At 46.4% G+C, this 20594-nt stretch carries 16 protein-coding genes and 3 rRNA genes; all 19 read right to left on the reverse strand.

Going from position 1 to position 20594, the window contains the following annotated elements; all coding sequences use genetic code 11:
• Window positions 1–112 precede the first annotated feature (112 nt).
• The 19 genes from DESDE_RS14800 to DESDE_RS14890 all read right to left on the reverse strand — a co-directional run bounded on the left by DESDE_RS14800 (window position 113) and on the right by DESDE_RS14890 (window position 20592).
• The gene (locus DESDE_RS14800) at window positions 113–298 is read right to left on the reverse strand and encodes a hypothetical protein (RefSeq protein WP_014794833.1); all 186 of its coding nucleotides are present in this window, start codon (window positions 296–298) and stop codon (window positions 113–115) included.
• A gap of 184 nt (window positions 299–482) precedes the next feature.
• Window positions 483–1487, reverse strand: a complete 1005-nt coding sequence (locus DESDE_RS14805) for an NrtA/SsuA/CpmA family ABC transporter substrate-binding protein (RefSeq protein ID WP_014794834.1) — start codon at window positions 1485–1487, stop codon at window positions 483–485.
• Window positions 1488–1513: 26 nt separating this feature from the next.
• The gene (locus DESDE_RS14810; protein ID WP_014794835.1) at window positions 1514–2269 is read right to left on the reverse strand and encodes an ABC transporter ATP-binding protein; all 756 of its coding nucleotides are present in this window, start codon (window positions 2267–2269) and stop codon (window positions 1514–1516) included.
• A 13-nt stretch (window positions 2270–2282) separates the two neighbouring features.
• Entirely contained in the window at window positions 2283–3041 is a 759-nt protein-coding gene (locus tag DESDE_RS14815) for an ABC transporter permease (RefSeq protein ID WP_014794836.1), read from the reverse strand.
• Between the two features lie 130 nt (window positions 3042–3171).
• On the reverse strand, window positions 3172–3765 hold the full coding sequence (locus DESDE_RS14820) for a hypothetical protein (protein WP_242831260.1): 594 nt from the start codon (window positions 3763–3765) through the stop codon (window positions 3172–3174).
• A 453-nt stretch (window positions 3766–4218) separates the two neighbouring features.
• Window positions 4219–4335: ribosomal RNA gene (gene rrf / locus DESDE_RS14825) — 5S ribosomal RNA — on the reverse strand.
• Between the two features lie 138 nt (window positions 4336–4473).
• Window positions 4474–7529: ribosomal RNA gene (locus DESDE_RS14830) — 23S ribosomal RNA — on the reverse strand.
• Window positions 7530–7957: 428 nt separating this feature from the next.
• Window positions 7958–9639: ribosomal RNA gene (locus tag DESDE_RS14835) — 16S ribosomal RNA — on the reverse strand.
• Together the 16S, 23S and 5S rRNA genes form the textbook arrangement of a ribosomal RNA operon.
• Window positions 9640–10271: 632 nt before the next feature.
• A complete protein-coding gene (locus DESDE_RS14840) occupies window positions 10272–11936 on the reverse strand; it encodes a ribonuclease J (RefSeq protein ID WP_014794838.1) in 1665 nt (554 codons plus the stop codon).
• Window positions 11937–12253: 317 nt separating this feature from the next.
• Window positions 12254–13129: a 4-hydroxy-tetrahydrodipicolinate synthase gene (gene dapA, locus DESDE_RS14845; RefSeq protein ID WP_014794839.1), complete on the reverse strand. Its 876-nt coding sequence runs from the start codon at window positions 13127–13129 to the stop codon at window positions 12254–12256.
• Between the two features lie 30 nt (window positions 13130–13159).
• Window positions 13160–14389 (reverse strand): aspartate kinase, encoded by a 1230-nt coding sequence (gene dapG, locus DESDE_RS14850; RefSeq protein WP_014794840.1) that lies wholly within the window; start codon window positions 14387–14389, stop codon window positions 13160–13162.
• A 139-nt stretch (window positions 14390–14528) separates the two neighbouring features.
• Window positions 14529–15518, reverse strand: coding sequence for an aspartate-semialdehyde dehydrogenase (locus DESDE_RS14855; protein ID WP_014794841.1), 990 nt, complete (start codon window positions 15516–15518; stop codon window positions 14529–14531).
• Between the two features lie 96 nt (window positions 15519–15614).
• Entirely contained in the window at window positions 15615–16202 is a 588-nt protein-coding gene (locus DESDE_RS14860) for a dipicolinate synthase subunit B (RefSeq protein ID WP_014794842.1), read from the reverse strand.
• Window positions 16203–16220: 18 nt separating this feature from the next.
• Complete coding sequence (gene dpsA / locus DESDE_RS14865) at window positions 16221–17132, reverse strand: dipicolinate synthase subunit DpsA (RefSeq protein ID WP_014794843.1); 912 nt, start codon at window positions 17130–17132, stop codon at window positions 16221–16223.
• Window positions 17133–17216: 84 nt separating this feature from the next.
• The gene (gene dapB, locus DESDE_RS14870) at window positions 17217–18020 is read right to left on the reverse strand and encodes a 4-hydroxy-tetrahydrodipicolinate reductase (protein WP_014794844.1); all 804 of its coding nucleotides are present in this window, start codon (window positions 18018–18020) and stop codon (window positions 17217–17219) included.
• Between the two features lie 150 nt (window positions 18021–18170).
• The gene (locus tag DESDE_RS14875) at window positions 18171–18449 is read right to left on the reverse strand and encodes a YlmC/YmxH family sporulation protein (protein WP_014794845.1); all 279 of its coding nucleotides are present in this window, start codon (window positions 18447–18449) and stop codon (window positions 18171–18173) included.
• A gap of 12 nt (window positions 18450–18461) precedes the next feature.
• Window positions 18462–18764, reverse strand: a complete 303-nt coding sequence (locus DESDE_RS14880) for a hypothetical protein (protein WP_014794846.1) — start codon at window positions 18762–18764, stop codon at window positions 18462–18464.
• A gap of 67 nt (window positions 18765–18831) precedes the next feature.
• Window positions 18832–19287 carry a dUTP diphosphatase gene (gene dut, locus DESDE_RS14885; protein WP_014794847.1) on the reverse strand — a complete coding sequence of 152 codons (456 nt, stop codon included), beginning with the start codon at window positions 19285–19287 and terminating at the stop codon, window positions 18832–18834.
• Between the two features lie 30 nt (window positions 19288–19317).
• Window positions 19318–20592 (reverse strand): M16 family metallopeptidase, encoded by a 1275-nt coding sequence (locus DESDE_RS14890; protein ID WP_014794848.1) that lies wholly within the window; start codon window positions 20590–20592, stop codon window positions 19318–19320.
• Between the last annotated feature and the right edge of the window lie 2 nt (window positions 20593–20594).

The raw sequence follows: 20594 nt of genomic DNA on the forward strand, positions 1-20594 counted from the left end.
GATAATAAAAATCTGAAAATACAAATTAAGCAGGCTACCTGTCAAATTCCAGGCGACCTGCTTATCTTCGACCATTTTATAGCATAATGATGCTCTAAACTCCTTTATTAAGTTAAACTGCCAGGCTGCACTGGCTTACCTCACTAAATACCTGATATTCAGTGACCATGAAGGTTACAAAGTCGTATTTCTTCGTTTGAAGGGCGGCATATCTTTCTGCCTCTTGTTTATTAATAAAAATCTTATCTATTGAGCTGACAAAGTTGGTATCCATACATTTCACAACATAAACCTTCATCAGTATCACTCCTCTTTTTCCCTCTCTCTTGTTAGTTATATTGTACACCAAATCTTTTCAAATAATAAGAATATTTCCGCAAGCGGCACAATATAGACCTTTTCCTGTTCAAAATTGAGGGTAAGCGGTCGATCTACATCTCTCAAAGGCTTAGTCCAGGTTGAGTGGTATGAAAACTCAGGACCTATAGGAAAGAAATGTCCACCAGATCATCCACTAATTGATCCGTGTTTACTGTTGACTTGATAAACCCATTCTTTTGGAGAAACTGTGCTGATTCCTTAAGCTCATGGATCATTTGCGAATTAATCTGAGTAGAAAACACGAATTTCGGGTAAAGTGCCTCCACTGCTTTAGGTTCGAGCTTCAGCTGTTCACCGGCAAAAGTGTAAAACTGCTCTTTGTTCTGCTCAGCCCATTGAATACTTTCCTCATGGAGTTGGATAAAGCGTTTAACCGCCTCGGGATGATTCAAGGCAAAGTCTGATCGCGCGACGATAAAAGTTTGACCGGTAATAAATCCTTCGGCATTTTGAACTAAAATTCCTTTTCCTGAACTGATCACTTTTGTCAGGAGAGGCTCGGGCAAAATAGCTGCGTCAATCTGCCCTCCCATCATGGCAGGAGCTGCATCCACAGATTCCATGGCCACCATTTCCACGTCCGTAGGGCTTAAGTTCGCTTTTTCCAGTGCCTTGATCAGGAACTCATGGAGCATGGTCCCCTTTTGCAGGGCTATTTTCTTACCCTTTAGATCGGCCAATGTTTTTACATTCCGATCTGTTCCAGCGACGATGGCGATCCCTTCAGGAAATTGAGAATACCCGGCAACGACCCGGATATCGTTGCCATTGGCTTTGGCCAGTAAAGCGGAAACATAGTTCATAGAGGTGCTTATATCGATACTCTTCGAAGCCAGGGCTTCAAGCTGTGCCGGTCCCGCCGCAATCTCAGTCCATTTAAAATCGATACCCTCTGCTTGAAAAGCCTTCTCAAAATTAAGCCGATCAAGTGCAACGATAGCAGGAACGTTAATGGGCCGTGTGGAGTAAGATGCGTTAATCTGGGTTAAGGCCGGAATCCCTTTATCTTCCGGCTGGCTCCCCTTCTCTATACTGCAGCCTTGTGCTCCCAGCAAAAATAGAAAAAGACACAGTAAATAGATCAATGGTTTTCTTCTTCTTAACAAGGATCATCCTTCTTTCCTTTGCGTTTTTAGTTTATAGGGTTCAGGCAACTCATAATCTCTCGCTCAATGTCTATCAAGTTTTGGGAATCCGTGGTTTGCGCCAGCCTCTTCTCCTTTCCCACATCAAAGATGTGAGTAATTCGGCCGGGGGAAGGCGAAAAAACTAAGACCCGCTCTCCGAGATGAATAGCTTCATGGATATCATGAGTCACCATGATCATGGTTTTGCCTGTAGCTCGCCAAAGCTGTAAAATCTCATCCTGCATTCGTCTTCGTGTCAGTGCATCCAATGTTGAAAAGGGTTCGTCCAAAAGGAGAATTTCCGGGTCAATGGCCAAGGCCCGGGCGATGGCTACCCTTTGGGCCATACCCCCGGATAATTCACGGGGATAGACCTGGGCAAAATCCATTAAGCCTATGAGCTCCAGGTGATGACTCACTGCCTTTTGCAAATCAGAAGCCGCGAGTCTTCCCTTGATCCCCACCCCAATGTTTTCAGCCACGGTAAGCCAAGGGAAGAGTCGTGGTTCTTGAAAAACCATCCCGCACTGCCGGCCAGGCTCGAGGACTTCATTGCCCAGAACGGACACTGTTCCAGCCGTCGGACGCTCTAAACCCGCGATAAGACGCAGCAAGGTTGTTTTCCCACAACCGCTGGGCCCAACCAGACATACAAACTCACCCTTTGCTACAGTCATATATATATCTGCTAAGGCAGTTATATTCGTTCTGGGGGTGATAAACTCTTTCCTTAACCCATTGATCTCTAAAAGCGGCCTCATTTTTTCTCCTCTATCATGCGTTATTCCAAGGCAATGCTCTTTGCTCAAGGTACTTAATAGCATAGTCAATTAATGCTCCAAGACTGCCGATAATAAAAATCGATACAAAAATCAACTCCGCCTGGGCTAAATTTCTTCCCTCCATCAGCAGATAGCCTAATCCCTTTGAGGAGGCAATAATTTCGGCGGCTACAAGGGCACGCCAACAGTTGCTGAAGCCTAACCGTATGCCAACGAAAAAATGAGGTGCCGCCGAAGGAAGATAAATATGAGTGATCCTTGTCCTGTAGCCTAAGCTAAAGGCCTGGGCCACTTCTTTTAACCTCTGGTCTACGGATTGAATCCCAAATAAGGTGTTAATAAAGACTGGAAAAAAGGCTGCATAGACCATCAGCGCAATCTTAGAACCCTCCCCTATTCCAAGCCAAAGAATAAAGACAGGAATCCAGGCAATGGACGGAATTTGCTGCAGAAATGCTAAAGTCGGAGTGATAAACCTCTGGGCTCCGCTAAAAAGCCCAATGAACAAACCAAGGGGAACAGCAAGTACTATGGTAATTGCCATTCCCACTCCCAGTCTAAAAAGGCTCGATTTAATATGGATAAAAATCTCCCCGGTGAATAAGAGTTCCGCAAGCGTTCCCATAATATCACCCGGTGAAGGCAAAAGATAGGGGTTAACCCAGCCAAAATAACTAACACCTTGCCATAGGATAATCAGTAAGGCGGGGAAAAGCAAACCTTGGATTTTTCGAATTATCTGATCCTTCATTATTACACCACTTCTAGTTTATTATAGCACCTCTTATTATATTTTAGATTTTTTCTTTTGCTAGGTAACGAGTGAAGATTAACCTGTTTGGGTACGATTGGGTGGGTTTGCCCAGAAGTTGGAACTTTCTTTATTTAAAATGACCCGCTGTTAAACTGTGGCTGCGAACATTTTTTAGTTCCTTGAGTTTTAACAGAATATAATACCAGGCACTAGGAAAGAGCAGCCCTGTTAATGAAAATAAATACCATGGTAAAGGGATAAAATCACTTATGATGACTCCGGTCATGACATGGAGATACATTATCTCCATGGTGGCCTGCCCTAAAAACCCCAACACTTTACGAATCACCTTAATGCGGCTAAGCAACTTGCTTAAAAATGCTATGATTATTGTACACGATAAAGGGGTTAAAATAACCGTGCCAAAAAAATAATACTGGCGATGCTTTAAATCTAACCCAAAGCGAATCATGCCTTCATCATACAAATAGAAAAAGACTGTTAAATAAGCTATAGATCCGAGCAACAATAATCGACCTACTCGTTCTTTATTGAACCAATCCTTTTCATGGAATAAATGCCCCAAAGCGTAGAAGATGATTCCAAATAGAGCAACATCCACATTCCCTGGTACAAAGATGTCTTGGTAATTCGTAGATTCCCAATGAGCTATTCCGTAGAATACTATAATAATTAAACCTAAAAACCAGGAAGATTTCACTTTGCGCTGTAAAAAGTCATATAGAACCTTTCGAATGAGGTTATGAAGTTACTTCGCATGTTCTGCAGAAGGGAAAAGACCATCTTATTCAGACGGTCTCTTCGTTACCCGGCAACACGAAAGGCGGATGAGCCTTTCGCCACACAGCCTCCACAGACGAACACTCCTGCCGTGTGGATACTAAGGTAGCGCGCCTCAGAAAGTCTATGTAGCAGTGTATCATCAGCCCTGAAGGTCTTAACTTCGTGTTCGGGATACGAAATGATGTAGTACATCATTTCGGCCAAGCCACACGGCCACATAAATCAACTACGTGGCGCCGGCGTAGGGGTGGTACTCCTCCGGTATGTTTTTTCCACCAGGAAAAAAGCTAAAACCATACCTAAACAAATTCCCCATACATAACCCACATAACTCAAATGGACTACGCATCACTGCATAGTCCATTCGCTTACCTGGCAACGACTTACTTTCCCAGGACCCTGCGGTCCAAGTATCATCAGCCCTGAAGGTCTTAACTTCCGTGTTCGGGATGGGAACGGGTGGTACCCCTCCGGTATAGTCACCAGATCTTTATGTGGTTATCTTTGAGCGAACTTCCTGTTCCCTCAAAACTACACAGAGTCTTCTTCACTGTAATTAAGCGTCCATCTTTCCTCACCTTAGTCTTGAGCCCCTCAGTGAGGTGACCTTTCCATGACCTTTCGTTAGGTCAAGCCCTCGACCGATTAGTACCCGTCCGCTCCATGCGTCGCCGCACTTCCACTCCGGGCCTATCTACCTGATCATCTTTCAGGGGTCTTACCAGCTTACGCTGTGGGAAATCTCATCTTGAGGCCGGCTTCGCGCTTAGATGCTTTCAGCGCTTATCCGATCCGGATATAGCTACCCAGCACTGCCTCTGGCGAGACAACTGGTACACCAGTGATCCGTCCAACCCGGTCCTCTCGTACTAGGGTCAGTTCCTCTCAAATTTCCTGCGCCTGCGACGGATAGGGACCGAACTGTCTCACGACGTTCTGAACCCAGCTCACGTACCGCTTTAATGGGCGAACAGCCCAACCCTTGGGACCTACTACAGCCCCAGGATGCGATGAGCCGACATCGAGGTGCCAAACCTCCCCGTCGATATGGACTCTTGGGGGAGATAAGCCTGTTATCCCCAGGGTAGCTTTTATCCGTTGAGCGATGGCCCTTCCACTCGGTACCACCGGATCACTAAGCCCGACTTTCGTCCCTGCTCGACTTGTTGGTCTCGCAGTCAAGCTCCCTTGTGCCTTTACACTCTTCGCGCGATTTCCATCCGCGCTGAGGGAACCTTTGGGCGCCTCCGTTACTCTTTAGGAGGCGACCGCCCCAGTCAAACTGCCCACCTGACACGGTCCCCAACCCCGATTCAGGGGCCTAGGTTAGAACTTCAGTACAAAAAGAGTGGTATCCCACCTGTGACTCCACCAAGGCTGGCGCCCTAGCTTCTTAGTCTCCCACCTATCCTGTACATTTCATACCAAAGTCCAATGTCAAGCTACAGTAAAGCTCCATGGGGTCTTTCTGTCCTGTCGCAGGTAACCCGCATCTTCACGGGTATTACAATTTCGCCGAGTCCCTCGTTGAGACAGTGTCCAGATCGTTACGCCTTTCGTGCGGGTCAGAACTTACCTGACAAGGAATTTCGCTACCTTAGGACCGTTATAGTTACGGCCGCCGTTTACTGGGGCTTCAATTCAAAGCTTCGCTCTTTCGGGCTAACCTCTCCTCTTAACCTTCCAGCACCGGGCAGGCGTCAGCTCCTATACTTCTCTTTTCAGATTGGCAGGAACCTGTGTTTTTGATAAACAGTCGCCTGGACCTCTTCTCTGCGGCTCTATCTCTAGAGCACCCCTTCTCCCGAAGTTACGGGGTCATTTTGCCGAGTTCCTTAACGAGGGTTTTCTCGCGCGCCTTAGGATTCTCTCCTTACCTACCTGTGTCGGTTTACGGTACGGGCACTAAGTAAGCTCGCTAGAGGCTTTTCTTGACAGCTTGGAGTCGGTTACTTCGCTACTTATTTCGCTCCCCATCACCTTTTAGGTTTATTCGCGAGACGGATTTGCCTATCTCACACCCTACGGGCTTGGGCGTGCTCAACCAACGGCACGCTTAACCTATCCTTCTGTGTCACCCCATCGCTCAAACGCTTCTCAGTGGTACTGGAATCTCAACCAGTTGTCCATCGCCTACGCTTTACGCCTCGGCTTAGGTCCCGACTTACCCTGGGCGGACGAGCCTTCCCCAGGAATCCTTAGGTTTTCGGCGGGTGAGATTCTCACTCACCTTTTCGCATACTCATACCGGCATTCTCACTTCTATTCACTCCACCAGACCTCACAGTCTGACTTCGCTGCGAATAGAACGCTCCCCTACCCCTGGAACGGAATTATTAAACCCTTAGCTTTTCTTGAGCCCCTTGAGGACATTTGGAAATTTTGCTTTCATTCAAGCCTTTGTCTTCCTCATTGGAAGCAAAATTCCTGATGCAACTTCCCTTAGTGCTCCTTTTCTAAAGACTTAATAATTCCGTTCCAAGCCATAGCTTCGGTGATACGCTTGAGCCCCGTTACATTTTCGGCGCAGAACCACTCGACCAGTGAGCTATTACGCACTCTTTAAATGGTGGCTGCTTCTGAGCCAACATCCTGGTTGTCTATGCAATTCCACATCCTTTTCCACTTAGCGTATACTTGGGGACCTTAGCTGATGGTCTGGGCTGTTTCCCTTTTGACTATGAAGCTTATCCCCCACAGTCTGACTCCCAATCTAAATTCTTGGCATTCTGAGTTTGATAAGGTTCGGTAACCCGGTAAGGCCCCTAGCCTATTCAGTGCTTTACCGCCAAGAATCATTAATTGAGGCTAGCCCTAAAGCTATTTCGGGGAGAACCAGCTATCTCCGTGTTCGATTGGAATTTCTCCCCTACCCACAGCTCATCCCCTGTCTTTTCAACGACAGTGAGTTCGGGCCTCCAGTGGGTTTTACCCCACCTTCACCCTGTCCATGGGTAGATCACACGGTTTCGGGTCTACAGCATGTAACTCATCGCCCTCTTCAGACTCGCTTTCGCTTCGGCTCCGACTTCTCGTCTTAACCTTGCTACATACCGTAACTCGCCGGTTCATTCTACAAAAGGCACGCCATCACACCTTTATGGTGCTTTGACTGCTTGTAAGCGTACGGTTTCAGGTTCTCTTTCACTCCCCTCCCGGGGTGCTTTTCACCTTTCCCTCACGGTACTGGTTCGCTATCGGTCGCTAAGGAGTATTTAGCCTTGGGAGGTGGTCCTCCCAGCTTCCCACGGGGTTTCACGTGTCCCGCGGTACTCAGGATACCCTCACAGTCTTTCTCTCTTTCGCCTACAGGAGTGTTACCTTCTTTGCTCGGCCTTTCCAGACCTCTTCGACTAGAGATACAGACTTAATAGAGGGTCCTACAACCCCAACCCCCGAAGGGATTGGTTTGGGCTGTTCCCGTTTCGCTCGCCGCTACTCAGGGAATCGATTATTCTTTCTCTTCCTCCGGGTACTTAGATGTTTCAGTTCCCCGGGTTGTCTTCTGCAACCTATGGATTCAGTTACAGATATCCAGATATGACTCTGGATGGGTTGCCCCATTCGGATATCCACGGATCAAGGCATGCTTACTGCTCCCCGTGGCGTTTCGCCGCTCGCCGCGTCCTTCTTCGACTCTTAGCGCCTAGGCATCCACCGTACGCCCTTAGTAGCTTGACCAAACGTTTTTTGCCGCCACTTCTAGGTTTTAGATGTTATCCTAATTACAGTTTTTTTCTTCTCTGTGCAGTTTTCAAAGAACATGTGGCTGATTTCTCAGCGGATTGTTAGTTTAGCATTTTTCAGCTTTACTTTCAATCTGTAATTTTTGCCAATTCAAAAGATTGCTCAATGAGCTTCCTTATTTTTGGTCAAAAAAATATTGAGTTTCCATTGCTGGTCCCTCAAAACTAAACAACAAGTTAGCTTTTAACTTCAACAGCTTCATTTCTCATACTTTACGGATTGCTCCGTTTTGCCTCTTCGGCTTTCAGAAGTCTCTTAAGACTTCTCCAACTTTGAATCGTTTCACTTCATTGCTTCCGTGACGTTCTTCAAAGCATCGACCTTAGGATATGCTCACTACCAGAGTGAACATGTCTCCTTAGAAAGGAGGTGATCCAGCCGCACCTTCCGATACGGCTACCTTGTTACGACTTCACCCCAATCATCGGCCCCACCTTCGACGGCTAGCTCCCAAAAGGGTTACCTCACCGGCTTCGGGTGTTGCAGACTTTCGTGGTGTGACGGGCGGTGTGTACAAGGCCCGGGAACGTATTCACCGCAGTATGCTGACCTGCGATTACTAGCGATTCCGACTTCATGTTCTCGAGTTGCAGAGAACAATCCGAACTGAGACCAGCTTTCTCGGATTTGCTCCACCTCACGGCTTCGCTTCCGTCTGTACTGGCCATTGTAGCACGTGTGTAGCCCAAGACATAAGGGGCATGATGATTTGACGTCATCCCCACCTTCCTCCGGTTTGTCACCGGCAGTCTGTCTAGAGTGCCCAACCTTACTTGCTGGCAACTAAACATAGGGGTTGCGCTCGTTGCGGGACTTAACCCAACATCTCACGACACGAGCTGACGACAACCATGCACCACCTGTCTCATAGCTCCCCGAAGGGCACTCCCATGTTTCCACGGGATTCTATGGATGTCAAGCCTTGGTAAGGTTCTTCGCGTTGCGTCGAATTAAACCACATGCTCCACCGCTTGTGCGGGCCCCCGTCAATTCCTTTGAGTTTCAACCTTGCGGCCGTACTCCCCAGGCGGAGTGCTTAGTGTGTTAACTGCGGCACAGAGGGGGTCGATACCCTCTACACCTAGCACTCATCGTTTACGGCGTGGACTACCAGGGTATCTAATCCTGTTTGCTCCCCACGCTTTCGCGCCTCAGCGTCAGTTACAGTCCAGAAAGTCGCCTTCGCCACTGGTGTTCCTCCACATATCTACGCATTTCACCGCTACACGTGGAATTCCACTTTCCTCTCCTGTCCTCAAGATAACCAGTTTCCGATGCAGTCCCAGGGTTGAGCCCTAGGTTTTCACACCAGACTTAATCATCCGCCTACGCGCCCTTTACGCCCAATGATTCCGGACAACGCTTGCCCCCTACGTATTACCGCGGCTGCTGGCACGTAGTTAGCCGGGGCTTCCTCCTCAGGTACCGTCATGCAAGTACAATATTTTCATACCTGCCGTTCGTCCCTGAAGACAGTACTTTACAACCCGAAGGCCTTCGTCGTACACGCGGCGTTGCTCCGTCAGACTTTCGTCCATTGCGGAAGATTCCCCACTGCTGCCTCCCGTAGGAGTCTGGGCCGTGTCTCAGTCCCAGTGTGGCCGTTCACCCTCTCAGGCCGGCTACTGATCGTCGCCTTGGTAGGCCTTTACCCCACCAACTAGCTAATCAGACGCGGATCCATCCATTAACGATAGCATGTTCAGAGGCCATCTTTCCTTATCCCATGATGCCATGGGATAAGCTTATCCGGTATTAGCCCTCGTTTCCAAGGGTTGTCCCGGTCTATTGGGTAGGTTATCCACGCGTTACTCACCCGTCCGCCACTAACTAACGTCTAGCACTCAGTGTTCTTCATGTTCTTTCTAATAAACTGTGTTGGCACTTTATAATGCGTGGAGCTCTCTCTTCGTTCCACTACGTTCGAGCTCTCGCTTTAACCAACTTCACTGAACACTCAGTGCTAAACGTTAGTCCGTTCGACTTGCATGTGTTAGGCACGCCGCCAGCGTTCGTCCTGAGCCAGGATCAAACTCTCCATAAAATTTATGAAGAACATTTGATTGCTCAAATTGTCTTTACTCATTTGACGAGTCATTGGCTGTTCCTTGTTGTTTAGTTTTCAAAGACCATGGACGGTCTGGGTGTCGCTGGAGCCATGGACGGCGGGAAGCGACCAAAGACCATCTTTTCTATTTGCTGTTTTCAGCAACGAGACTTATCTTAGCACTTTTTGCGACTTTCGTCAACTGCTAATTTTTCATTCCCTTACCTCTCGGTAAGAGGATGTTTTTTCGTCCGCCGCAATTCAGTGGCGACATTTATAGATTCTAGCAGACTATGTTTATATTGTCAACAGCTTTTTCGACAGTTTTTTTAACAGAATTATCATTATCTGCGGATTTTAACTATACTATTCGTCAGCCTCCACAAGAAAGGGGTCCGCCCATTGGTCCAGCAACCATCATGCTGCTGCTTAAATTAAAATAGCTCACCGGTAAAGTCGCTTTTCGGGACTGGACTCTGGATAAAGCATATGAAAAAGGGGCCGCCGACTACTTTGAAAAGCAGTTTTGCGATACCCCTTTGTACTATGCTCGGTAATCTACTTGGTAATATTCTTATAGAAAATCTAAGAACGATCCCTTAGGTCAACTACTAATATTTACACTTACGCTACTCAACTTCCTGAATGATAGGAAGAATCATTGGGCGCCTCCGTGTCTTTTCGTAGAAATGCTTGCTTAAGGTTTCCCGAACTTGACCTTTCAAAACAGCCCACTCAGTAACACGGTTCTCCTTTAATCGAGCCATAGTCTGTTTTACTTTATCTTTTGCTTCTTCAAGCATGGATTCCGATTCACGAACATAGACAAAGCCACGAGTTACTACATCAGGGCCTGCTACGACAGCTCCGGTACTACGGCTAATGGTCATAACCACGATTAAGATTCCATCTTGAGAAAGCTGTTTGCGATCCCGCAGCACAATATTACCGACATCACCGACTCCAAGTCCATCAATTAAGACCTTCCCAGCGGAGACTTTCCCTGCGATACTTGCCCCATGGCGCGTAAACTCAATAATCGTACCATTATCAGCAACAAAGGTGTTCTCTCTGGGAATTCCCAGCTGTTCAGCCAGCTTAGCATGCTTAATAAGCATACGATATTCACCATGAACAGGAATAAAGTATTGAGGGCGAGTCATATTGAGCATGAGTTTAAGTTCTTCCTGACTGGCATGTCCAGAAACATGCATACCTTGGAAAGACTCGTAAATCACATTGGCACCGAGCTTAAACAAAAGGTCAATGGTTTTTGATACTGATTTTTCGTTGCCGGGGATAGGGTTTGCAGATATGATGACCGTATCGCCAGGTTGAATTTCAATACGCCGATGGTCGCTCATCGCCATTCGGGTTAGAGCCGACATAGGCTCCCCCTGACTGCCTGTGGTTAGAATACAGGCTTGATTACCCGGCAAATTTATAACTTCATCCACATCGACCAGAGTGCCCTCAGGTATATCCAAATAACCCAACTCTGAGGCTATAGCTACAGTGTTAACCATACTCCGGCCAACGACAGCAACCTTACGGTTGGTATGGTATGCTGCTGTAATCACTTGCTGAAGCCTGTGCACATTGGTCGCAAAGCTAGCAATGATAATTCTGTCTTTTGCACTATTAAATGCTTCCTCAAACATGTGTCCCACGCTGCGTTCAGACATGGTAAAACCAGGCCGTTCCACATTGGTACTGTCGGACAGCAAGCAAAGGACCCCTTTGTCTCCGAGTTCGGCAAACTTATGAATATCAATTTTTTCACCCATGACAGGAGTATGGTCCACTTTGAAATCCCCAGTATGAATGATCGTACCCATAGGAGTATGTATCGCTAGCGCTACAGCATCCGGAATGCTATGATTCACACTCATAAACTCGACTTTAAAAACTCCAAGTTTAACAGTATCTCTAGGACGAACTACCGTTGCTTTGATACTATCTAGATTTCCTTCTTTTAATTTGGATTGAATCAACCCCAGAGTTAAGCGCGTGGCAAAAATAGGGGCATCCAGGTCTTTAAGAAGATAAGGCAGTGCACCAATATGGTCTTCATGACCATGGGTGACTAAGATTCCTTGAACCATTTCTTTATGTTCCAATAGATAAGAATAATCCGGGATGACTATATCTATCCCCAGCATCTCATCTTCGGGAAATGCCAACCCCGCATCTATAACGATCATTTGATTATCGTAGCGAATCACGGTCATATTTTTACCGATCTCGCCTAAACCGCCTAAAGGTATGATCTGAACCTTATGTTCTTTTGGCAAAATTCTACACCTCCACCATATTTTTCCTTTTCAGAAAACTATTTGTGCCTTTTTTTCATGGATCTTGTTAATTTGCTTCCACCCGAAAATGAAAACAAAAAGATTCGAAATAACAAACGAATACAACGCCCCTGGTACTCGCTGATATTCCGCAAACAAATATGAAACTCACCGCACAATACAGTCACTTTATTATAACTCGTTACGTAAAGAAAGACAAGAGACAGAAAAAACAGAAACTCAACCAAAAAATGTTGAATTTCTGCCTCTTAAAATTTATACACTTGTTTTTCAATGAAGTTTATCTTTAGCCTTTTTTATCCCTTGATTTTTTGATAGAGATCATCCAAGAAGGCTTCTTCTTCTGGAGCAGCACAGACAAGGGGAAGTTTTACCCCTCCTGCATTGATTCCTACTTTCTTTAAAAGATATTTAACAGGAACTGGATTGGTGGTGACAAACACTCCTTTGAACATCGGCATGAGCTTTAGATGCCATTGAAGGGCAGTCTGTGGGTCTCCGTTAAACCAGGCCTCAACTAATTGTTTGATTTCATCACCGACCACATGAGCCGCTACACTGATTATTCCATCACAACCTAAAGCCAGCATGGGTAATGTCAAGGAATCGTCACCACTAAAAATCAGGAAGTCTTCCGGTAAGATACGTCTCATTTCGCTGACTTGATCCATTGAACCGGCTGCTTCTTTAATGGATGTTATGTTGGGAATTTCACTTAGCCGTAGAACTGTTTCCGGAAGAAGATTAATGGATGTTCTTCCGGGAATATTATACACCATCAAAGGCAAGGATATTGCTTCAGCGATAGCACGAAAATGCTGATACAATCCCTCTTGTGAAGGTTTGTTGTAGTAGGGAACCACTGCCATGAGTCCATCTGCCCCGGTTTTCTCCGCTTTGCGGGCCAGGTTAATGCTCCCGTCCGTGGTATTGGAGCCAATTCCGGCTATTACCGTTGCTTTGCTCCCAACAGCTTTCTTGACCGTTCTAAAAAGTTCAAGCTTTTCTTCATCCGATACTGTAGGGGATTCACCTGTGGTACCGCAAACAACGATCCCATCAGAACCATGTTCTATGAGATAATGAGCTAATTTCTCGGCTTCCGGGTAATTCACTTCCATTTTGTCGTTAAAGGGTGTGACCATTGCCGTCATAATTCTATTCAAAGCCATATCTCTCTCAACTCCTCATTTGCTCGTTTTTTAACAGGCACTCAGAAGAAACTTCTTGTGAAGTGCTTGCACTGCCGGGACCATATCTTCTTTATTGACAAGTACCCATATGGTTGTGTGAGAGTCTGCTGACTGTAAAATACGGACGCCTGCATCAGATAAGGCCTCCACCATGTCGGCCATAACACCGGGAACTCCTGCGATTCCCGCACCAACAATGGAGACTTTGGCGCATCCCGGAACCGCTGTAGGCTTGAATCCTAAATTTTCAAGAATTTTTGTAGCTTTTTTAGCTAAGTCATCTGGTACGGTGTAAAGCACACTCTCAGGTTGAACACTTATAAAGTCGACACTAATATCCGCTAAAGCCATACCCTTAAAGATCTGCTTATCGACTTGCAGCATATCGGGTGCATCATGAGTAGGTACTTGAATCTGAGTCACATTGGGTGTATGAGCAATCCCCGTAATCGTTCGGTCCCCCGTAATATCTGTTCCAGCTCCCATATCGGGTTGTATGCTGGTTACCAATGTCCCCCGGGCATCGGAAAATGCACATTTGATCCAGATGGGGATATTTCGTTGCATAGCAATTTCAACCGCACGGGGATGAATGACCTTAGCTCCCTGATGAGCCAAATGACAGATCTCATTATAGGTCACTACGTCTAAGATACGGGCATCCTCAACAATGCGAGGATCGGCAGTCATAATACCTTCCACATCAGTATAAATATCGATGGCCTCAGCATTTAAAGCGACACCCAGTGCTGAAGCAGTGGTATCACTTCCCCCACGACCTAATGTGGTAACCTGGCCGTCTTCGGTAATCCCTTGAAAACCGGTAACCACCACAACCCTACCTTCACTGAGATGATCAAGGATCGCTTTCGGCTCCACGCGGATGATGCGGGCATCTCCATAACAATCATTGGTTATAATTCCTGCTTGACCTCCGGTTAAGAGGACCACATCGAGCCCTATGTTCTTAAGGGTACTGGTCAATACCACACCCGATATGATTTCCCCACAGCTCATCAAAAGATCCATTTCCCGCTTAGGCGATTCGAGGGTAATACCATTGACCAGGTTAATAAAGGTATCTGTGGCGTAGGGATCGCCGCTGCGCCCAATCGCAGAGACTACGACAACAGGTGAATACCCCTCCCGCACTGCTTCAGAAACTTTTGCGGCAACCTGGGCACGACGTTCAGCACTGGATACTGAAGTTCCCCCAAACTTTTGGACCAAAACACGCACCTGAACTCCTCCTGTCGCCTCACATTATGATTTCAATTATTTTATTCACTTATATAAAGGCACTATTCCTTGTGCTTCAAAATTTTAATGGATCCTTCTATCTGTCCCCACACTCTTCCCTACAGTGCTCACAACATGACTATAATAATAATTCGGCAATCTGTATCGTATTGGTTGCAGCTCCTTTACGAATCTGGTCGCCCACAACCCAAAGATTGATTCCATTTTCAATGGAGAAATCTTTACGGATACGGCCTATATAGACTTCATCGGTATCTGAAGTAAACCAAGGCATCGGATAGCGATCTTCTGCCGGATTATCCTCAACAATAATTCCTGGAGCCTTTCGGAAGGCCGCTTTGACCTCCTCCAAATCAACACTTCGCTCTGTCTCTATGTTAATGGATTCGGAGTGGCTTCTTAAAACAGGAACTCGGACTGTGGTTGCCGTAATCGGCATATTGTCCACATGGAAAATCTTCTGGGTCTCCTTAACCATCTTCCACTCTTCTTTAGTGTAATCCCCTTCTTGGAATACATCAATCCTGGGAATCAGGTTAAAGGCAATTTGATAAGGAAATGTCTGGTTCTTCAATTCCTTCCCCTGCACCCAGTCGCGAACCTGGCCTTCTAATTCTTCGATCCCCTCACGACCTGCTCCGGAAACGGCTTGATACGTTGACACCACCACCCTTTTGATTCCAGCTAAATCAAAAACAGGCTTCAAGGCGACTGCCATGATGATTGTGGAGCAGTTAGGATTAGCGATGATCCCCTTATGCCATTTTACATCTTCCGGATTGACTTCGGGTACGACCAGAGGGACCTCCGGATCAAGACGATAAGCACTGCTGTTATCGATGACTACTGCTCCACTTTTAACTGCAGAGGGAGCATATTCTGTACTGGATGATCCTCCAGCAAATAATGCTATATCGATACCTTTAAAGCTGTCATGGGTCGTTTCTTGAACCTCGATTTCCCTGCCTTGCCAAAGAATTTTTTTGCCTGCGGAACGCTTTGTAGCTAATAAGCGTAATTCTCCCACAGGGAAATTCCTTTCCACAAGGATCTTCAAGAACTCTTGTCCAACCGCACCTGTAGCTCCAACAATTGCAACATTCGGCATAAATGTTCCTCCTTAATATCCTGGATCAGTAACTAGGAATATGGTGCTAAGCCTAAACGCACAGCACCATATCCATATAACTGATCAGTCTGAGTTTTAGTGATAATCAACCAATATGGGCTGAATTTGTCTCCCCTCACAAGCCATAAGGACTGTATCCGGAATTTTATCCATATGGGCTACTAATGAATTCGCTTTTGTAGCCGGGCTATCCTGCCCAAATGGAACGAGAAATATATTTTTTGTACATAAAAGTGTCCCAATATTCCGAGCGTTCAATCCCAGGCCGTCATTAGTTGAGATGGCTATTACCAAAGGCCGCTGGTTACGAAGATGTGCTTTTGCCGCCATAAGTACCGGAGTGTCCGTAATGCCATTTGCTAACTTTGCCAGTGTGTTACCTGTACACGGTGCAATGAGCAGGCAGTCAAACTTTTTCTGCGGCCCGATGGGTTCAGCATCCGGTATGGTATGAATAACCTCTTTCTGGGTTATTTCTTCGAATTTGATCTTCCAATCCTCTGCTTTGCCAAATCGAGTGTCCATGCTGTCCACAGCATAGGAGATAATGGGAGTTAAGTCCGCTCCTTCTTCAACCATCTTACGCATGACCTCAGTGATTTCATGCAAGGTACAATGTGAACCCGTTACAGCAAAACCAATCTTTAACCCGTCAAGTTTCATGCCTTCGTCACCTCCACTTCAAAACTTTAAAGAAATACTATTTGTGGTCAGGTGGCGAAGAATAAGTTGCGGGTAGACTTGAGCAAGGATTTTTCCTGCTGCTTTGGGAGCAACCTTACCGGGTAAACCAGGAGCGAGTATTGCCTTGATGCCTAAAGCCTTTGCCCATTCAAAATCCGTGCCGCCGGGAAGTGAAGCGATATCGATAATGACAGCCTCATGATTCACTTGTTCCAACATGACTTTGTCCAGAATCAGATTGGGAACGGTGTTGAAAATAAGCTCCGCCTTCCCGATCCTGTCTTCCAAATCAGCAAAATGGACCGCTTCCAAACCCATTTCCAATGCCCTGGCCAGATCCGCAGGTTTGCGGGCTACTCCAGTAACATGAGCCCCCATCCCTTTTAATGTCCGGGCAAGAGTCCAGCCACATCGTCCCAGGCCGAGAACAAAGCTCTCACTGCCGTGGATTGTGATGGGCGAGGCCTCCATGGCCATTTGGATAGCACCTTCTGCAGAAGGAATGGAGTTGAGAATAGCAAGTTGGTCAAGGTTAGCCGTCTCGACAATTTGAATTCCCAGCATTTCCGCCGCTGATTTTAGGGCAGGGCGTGCCCACCCGATAAAAAGCGGCACCTTGGGTGAAGCTGCTTTTAACAGCTCCTTATTCAGCACAATAGGCGTATCGGAATACTTAGCTCTGACACCCCCATGTTCATCGGTACCGTACATTGGAAAAAGCAAGACGTCTGCCTTCTCTACCGCTTCCAGCGGCGAAGAAAGAAGTGTAACTCCTTGGATGGAATCTGCTTTTTCAAATCCGACCCCGACTATGTAGGCCCCTAGCTTTTGAAGCTCCGAAATCATATAAATTTCTCGGTCATCCCCTCCAATTACAGCGACTCGAATTCCAGTTAGACCCGCACTCATCTTTAAGCCCCCTTTGAGACTGTGTCCCATGACTACTATCCAGTATATGAGGAAAGATAGAATGCGGTTCCCCGATGATGATTCCTATTCGAGGAAATTCTCTAAGCCTATTACCAAATTTGAGAGTTGGCTCCCTTTGCGAATAGCTAACATAACCCCGGGCATATAGGTTTCCCGGGAGAGGGCATCATGGCGGATCGTCAAGGCTTGTCCAAGGCCGCCAAAAATCACTTCCTGATGAGCTATAAATCCGGGCAGACGGACAGAGTGGATATGAATTCCATCTACATCACCGCCCCGTGACCCCTTGATCTTTTCGTACTCATTGGGATGACCCTGTACCAGGGGCTTTCTCACTTCCGATATCCACTCTACAGTTTTGAGAGCCGTTCCAGAAGGTGCATCCAGCTTTTGGTCATGATGCAGCTCAATAATCTCTACATTGGGAAAGTACTTTGCCGCTTCTTGGGCAAAGCGCATCATGAGTATAGCACCAATGGCAAAGTTCGGTGCAATAAAGGCTCCCACTTTAGTCTGATCCACAAGATCACTGATTTCCGCGATATCGGCTTCATCTAAGCCCGTGGTCCCTAAGATGGGAACAACTCCGGCCAATAAAGCACATTTTGTATTTTTCAATACGGACTGAGGATTGGTAAAATCCACCAAGACATCTGCCCGACTCTCCTTAAGATGCACACCTTCCAGAGGGCCGGTTATCTCAATCCCTAGGGGAGCAGTGGCAAGAATCTCTCCTATATCCTTACCTTGTTGGCGTGCATCCGAAGCACCCACAAGCTGCATATCTTCCTGGCCGAGGATAGTGCGAACCACTTCTTTTCCCATTTTCCCTCCGGCTCCAGAAACAAAAACACGAATCTTCTTCATCTATAACCCTCCCAAGAGACCCAACGATAGCTAGTGTAGCGACATGCTGAGCTGAAAGTGAACCTGTCACTACACTAACAACCCCGCTGCCACAGGCATTTCGGGGTTGCTTTACCTTTTTTACTATTTTAGTTAATTAACGTATTCATGTCAAACAGAATATTTATTAATACGCTCTGTTCTATTACTCATGTCCACAATAATGACTTCAGACCCTACCTTCTTAATGACATCCCAGGGAATGACTAAGATATCTCTATCTCTTTCATTATTTCCCCAAAACCCTGAAAAGCCGGAACGGGAAGTAAGTATAATGGCTTCAATCGCTCCGCTTGCCGTAATCGCTAAATCCGCATCACCCACCAGTCCTAGTTTCGCTCCGTCAAATAAATTAATAATTTCTTTACCTGCTAAGTCACTAAGAAGCATAGTTACTCCTCCTTATTTTTTAATCTTCAGCCACAATTGGACCATAAAGGGCTGTACAATGGCTAAGACTAGCGAAATAACGGCAAGTGGCTCGACAACAAAAGCTGAAGGATTCCACCAGTCCTCCGGAATCTTCAAAAAAGAAAACAATAGCTCCAAAGAGAGATAAATTCCCCCTGCAGTACCTACAAGCTGGGTTATGGCTGCCGATAACAGACTGGGCTTACTCTCTGATCGCCACATAAGCAGATAGCACCTGGAGCGAAGAGATACAAGGATTCCAGTGGTAAGTAAAAAGAGTCCTAGGGCTTGCATGGCATACCTCCTCTATGGGATGTGTATGACAAGTTCATGAGCCCTAGAACTCTTTACAACCAACGACTTATGAAACACCTGTTGAGCCAAAGCCACCTTGGCCTCGGTCGGTCTCGTCTAATTGATCCACCAAGTAAAATTCTCCAATGAATACAGGGAGAAAAACCATTTGTGCAACCCGATCCCCGTCCTTCACAACAAAAGGTTCCGGGCCCTGATTGATAACTGCAACCAGAATCTCACCCCGATAATCTGAATCGACGACGCCCACCCCGTTGGCTAACGCCAAACCATACTTAGAGGCTAAACCACTTCGGGCAAAAACAAAGGCCCCCACACCTTTATGAGGCAGCTCTATGGCCAGCCCAGTAGGTATTTTAACGATCTGCCCCGGGTTGATGAGTAGATCCTGATCCAGAGAGGCTTGTAAATCCACACCCGCTGCTCCCGGCGTTGCGTATTGCGGAAGATTTGGGGCCTTATCTCTCCTGACGTAAGCTATTTTTACTTTAAGCGAATTCAATTTGCTTTTCCTCTCCTAATAAACATTGCCTTATTCTTCGGTCCAGCCTATTTTATCCAACAATGCTTCTATGTTCACTTCATTCCCTGCCGGCCCTAACATGAGAAGGCTTATCTTATCCCGCTTCCACAGACGGTTTACCACTCTCTTCGTATCCTCGACGGTAACGCGTTCCAGCTTTTCAACCACTTCTTCGGGAGAAACAACCCGATTATAGGTCAATTCCGTCTTGCCTAAACGACTCATCCTGCTGTTTGCTGATTCTAATCCTAAGTAAAGTCCGCCCTTAATCTGAGACTTGGTCCGATCCAGCTCTGATTGTGAGATACCATTCTTCTTAATGTCTAAAATCTCAGCGAGAGCGCATTCCACAACTTCTTGGGAATTTGAGGGTGTGGTTCCTGCATAAATAGCAAACAAGCCGGTATCCACATAAGTGGAATGATAAGAGAACACCGTATAGGCCATCCCCCGCTGTTCTCTGATCTCCTGGAACAAACGGGAACTTAAGCCTCCCCCCAAGATATTATTGAAGATGTGCATGGGATAAATATCCTCATCTTCTTGCCCTAGACCGGGAACTCCCAGGATGAGGTGCATTTGTTCCGTATCTTTCGGGATCATTTCCTGAACCTGCTGCCCCTTGGGAGTCCCTTCCAAGATCCGTCTTCCTCCCCGTTTAAATTCCCCATATAAGGGAGCAAGCTTTTTCAAGACCTCATCATGCTTGATTTTGCCGGCCACGGCAATAACCAGATTATCAGGAGCATAATGATGATCCATAAAGGTCAGGATTTTTTCACGGCTTAGTCCTTTAACGCTCTCCTCGGTTCCTAATATGGGCCTTCCCAAGGGATGGTCATTCCAGACGTAATCGGAAAACAAATCATGAATAAGCTCATCGGGAGAATCCTCATACATTTTTATCTCTTCAATGACCACTTTCTTTTCTTTTTCTATTTCATTTTCATCGAAGAGAGACTCAAAAAACATATCATTAAGTACATCCATAGCTAGATCCATATCTTCATCCAGAACCTTGGCGTAGTAGCAAGTATATTCTTTCGTGGTAAAGGCATTGAGCTGTCCCCCCACAGCCTCTAAAGATTCAGCGATATCGCGAGCGGTGCGGTTTTTTGTTCCTTTAAAAAACATGTGCTCTATAAAATGGGATATCCCCTCATATCCTTCTTTCTCGTCCCGGGAACCAGCACCTACCCATACTCCTACCGCTACTGAGCGTACATGATCGATTTCCTCTGTGATAATGCGAACTCCGTTTGGTAATACAGTTTTTTGATACATAT

It is taken from the genome of Desulfitobacterium dehalogenans ATCC 51507, assembly GCF_000243155.2.
Taxonomy (GTDB): Bacteria; Bacillota; Desulfitobacteriia; order Desulfitobacteriales; family Desulfitobacteriaceae; genus Desulfitobacterium; species Desulfitobacterium dehalogenans.

Bases quoted from the DNA above. Each gene is read 5' to 3' on its own strand.
- DESDE_RS14860 (WP_014794842.1), bottom strand. From the start codon at position 16,202: ATGAAACTTGACGGGTTAAAGATTGGTTTTGCTGTAACGGGTTCACAT.
- DESDE_RS14815 (WP_014794836.1), bottom strand. From the start codon at position 3,041: ATGAAGGATCAGATAATTCGAAAAATCCAAGGTTTGCTTTTCCCCGCC.
- DESDE_RS14890 (WP_014794848.1), bottom strand. From the start codon at position 20,592: ATGTATCAAAAAACTGTATTACCAAACGGAGTTCGCATTATCACAGAG.
- dpsA (WP_014794843.1), bottom strand. From the start codon at position 17,132: ATGAGTGCGGGTCTAACTGGAATTCGAGTCGCTGTAATTGGAGGGGAT.
- DESDE_RS14810 (WP_014794835.1), bottom strand. From the start codon at position 2,269: ATGAGGCCGCTTTTAGAGATCAATGGGTTAAGGAAAGAGTTTATCACC.
- DESDE_RS14875 (WP_014794845.1), bottom strand. From the start codon at position 18,449: ATGCTTCTTAGTGACTTAGCAGGTAAAGAAATTATTAATTTATTTGAC.
- dapB (WP_014794844.1), bottom strand. From the start codon at position 18,020: ATGAAGAAGATTCGTGTTTTTGTTTCTGGAGCCGGAGGGAAAATGGGA.
- DESDE_RS14880 (WP_014794846.1), bottom strand. From the start codon at position 18,764: ATGCAAGCCCTAGGACTCTTTTTACTTACCACTGGAATCCTTGTATCT.
- DESDE_RS14855 (WP_014794841.1), bottom strand. From the start codon at position 15,518: ATGCCGAATGTTGCAATTGTTGGAGCTACAGGTGCGGTTGGACAAGAG.
- DESDE_RS14800 (WP_014794833.1), bottom strand. From the start codon at position 298: ATGAAGGTTTATGTTGTGAAATGTATGGATACCAACTTTGTCAGCTCA.
- dapA (WP_014794839.1), bottom strand. From the start codon at position 13,129: ATGGCTTTGAATAGAATTATGACGGCAATGGTCACACCCTTTAACGAC.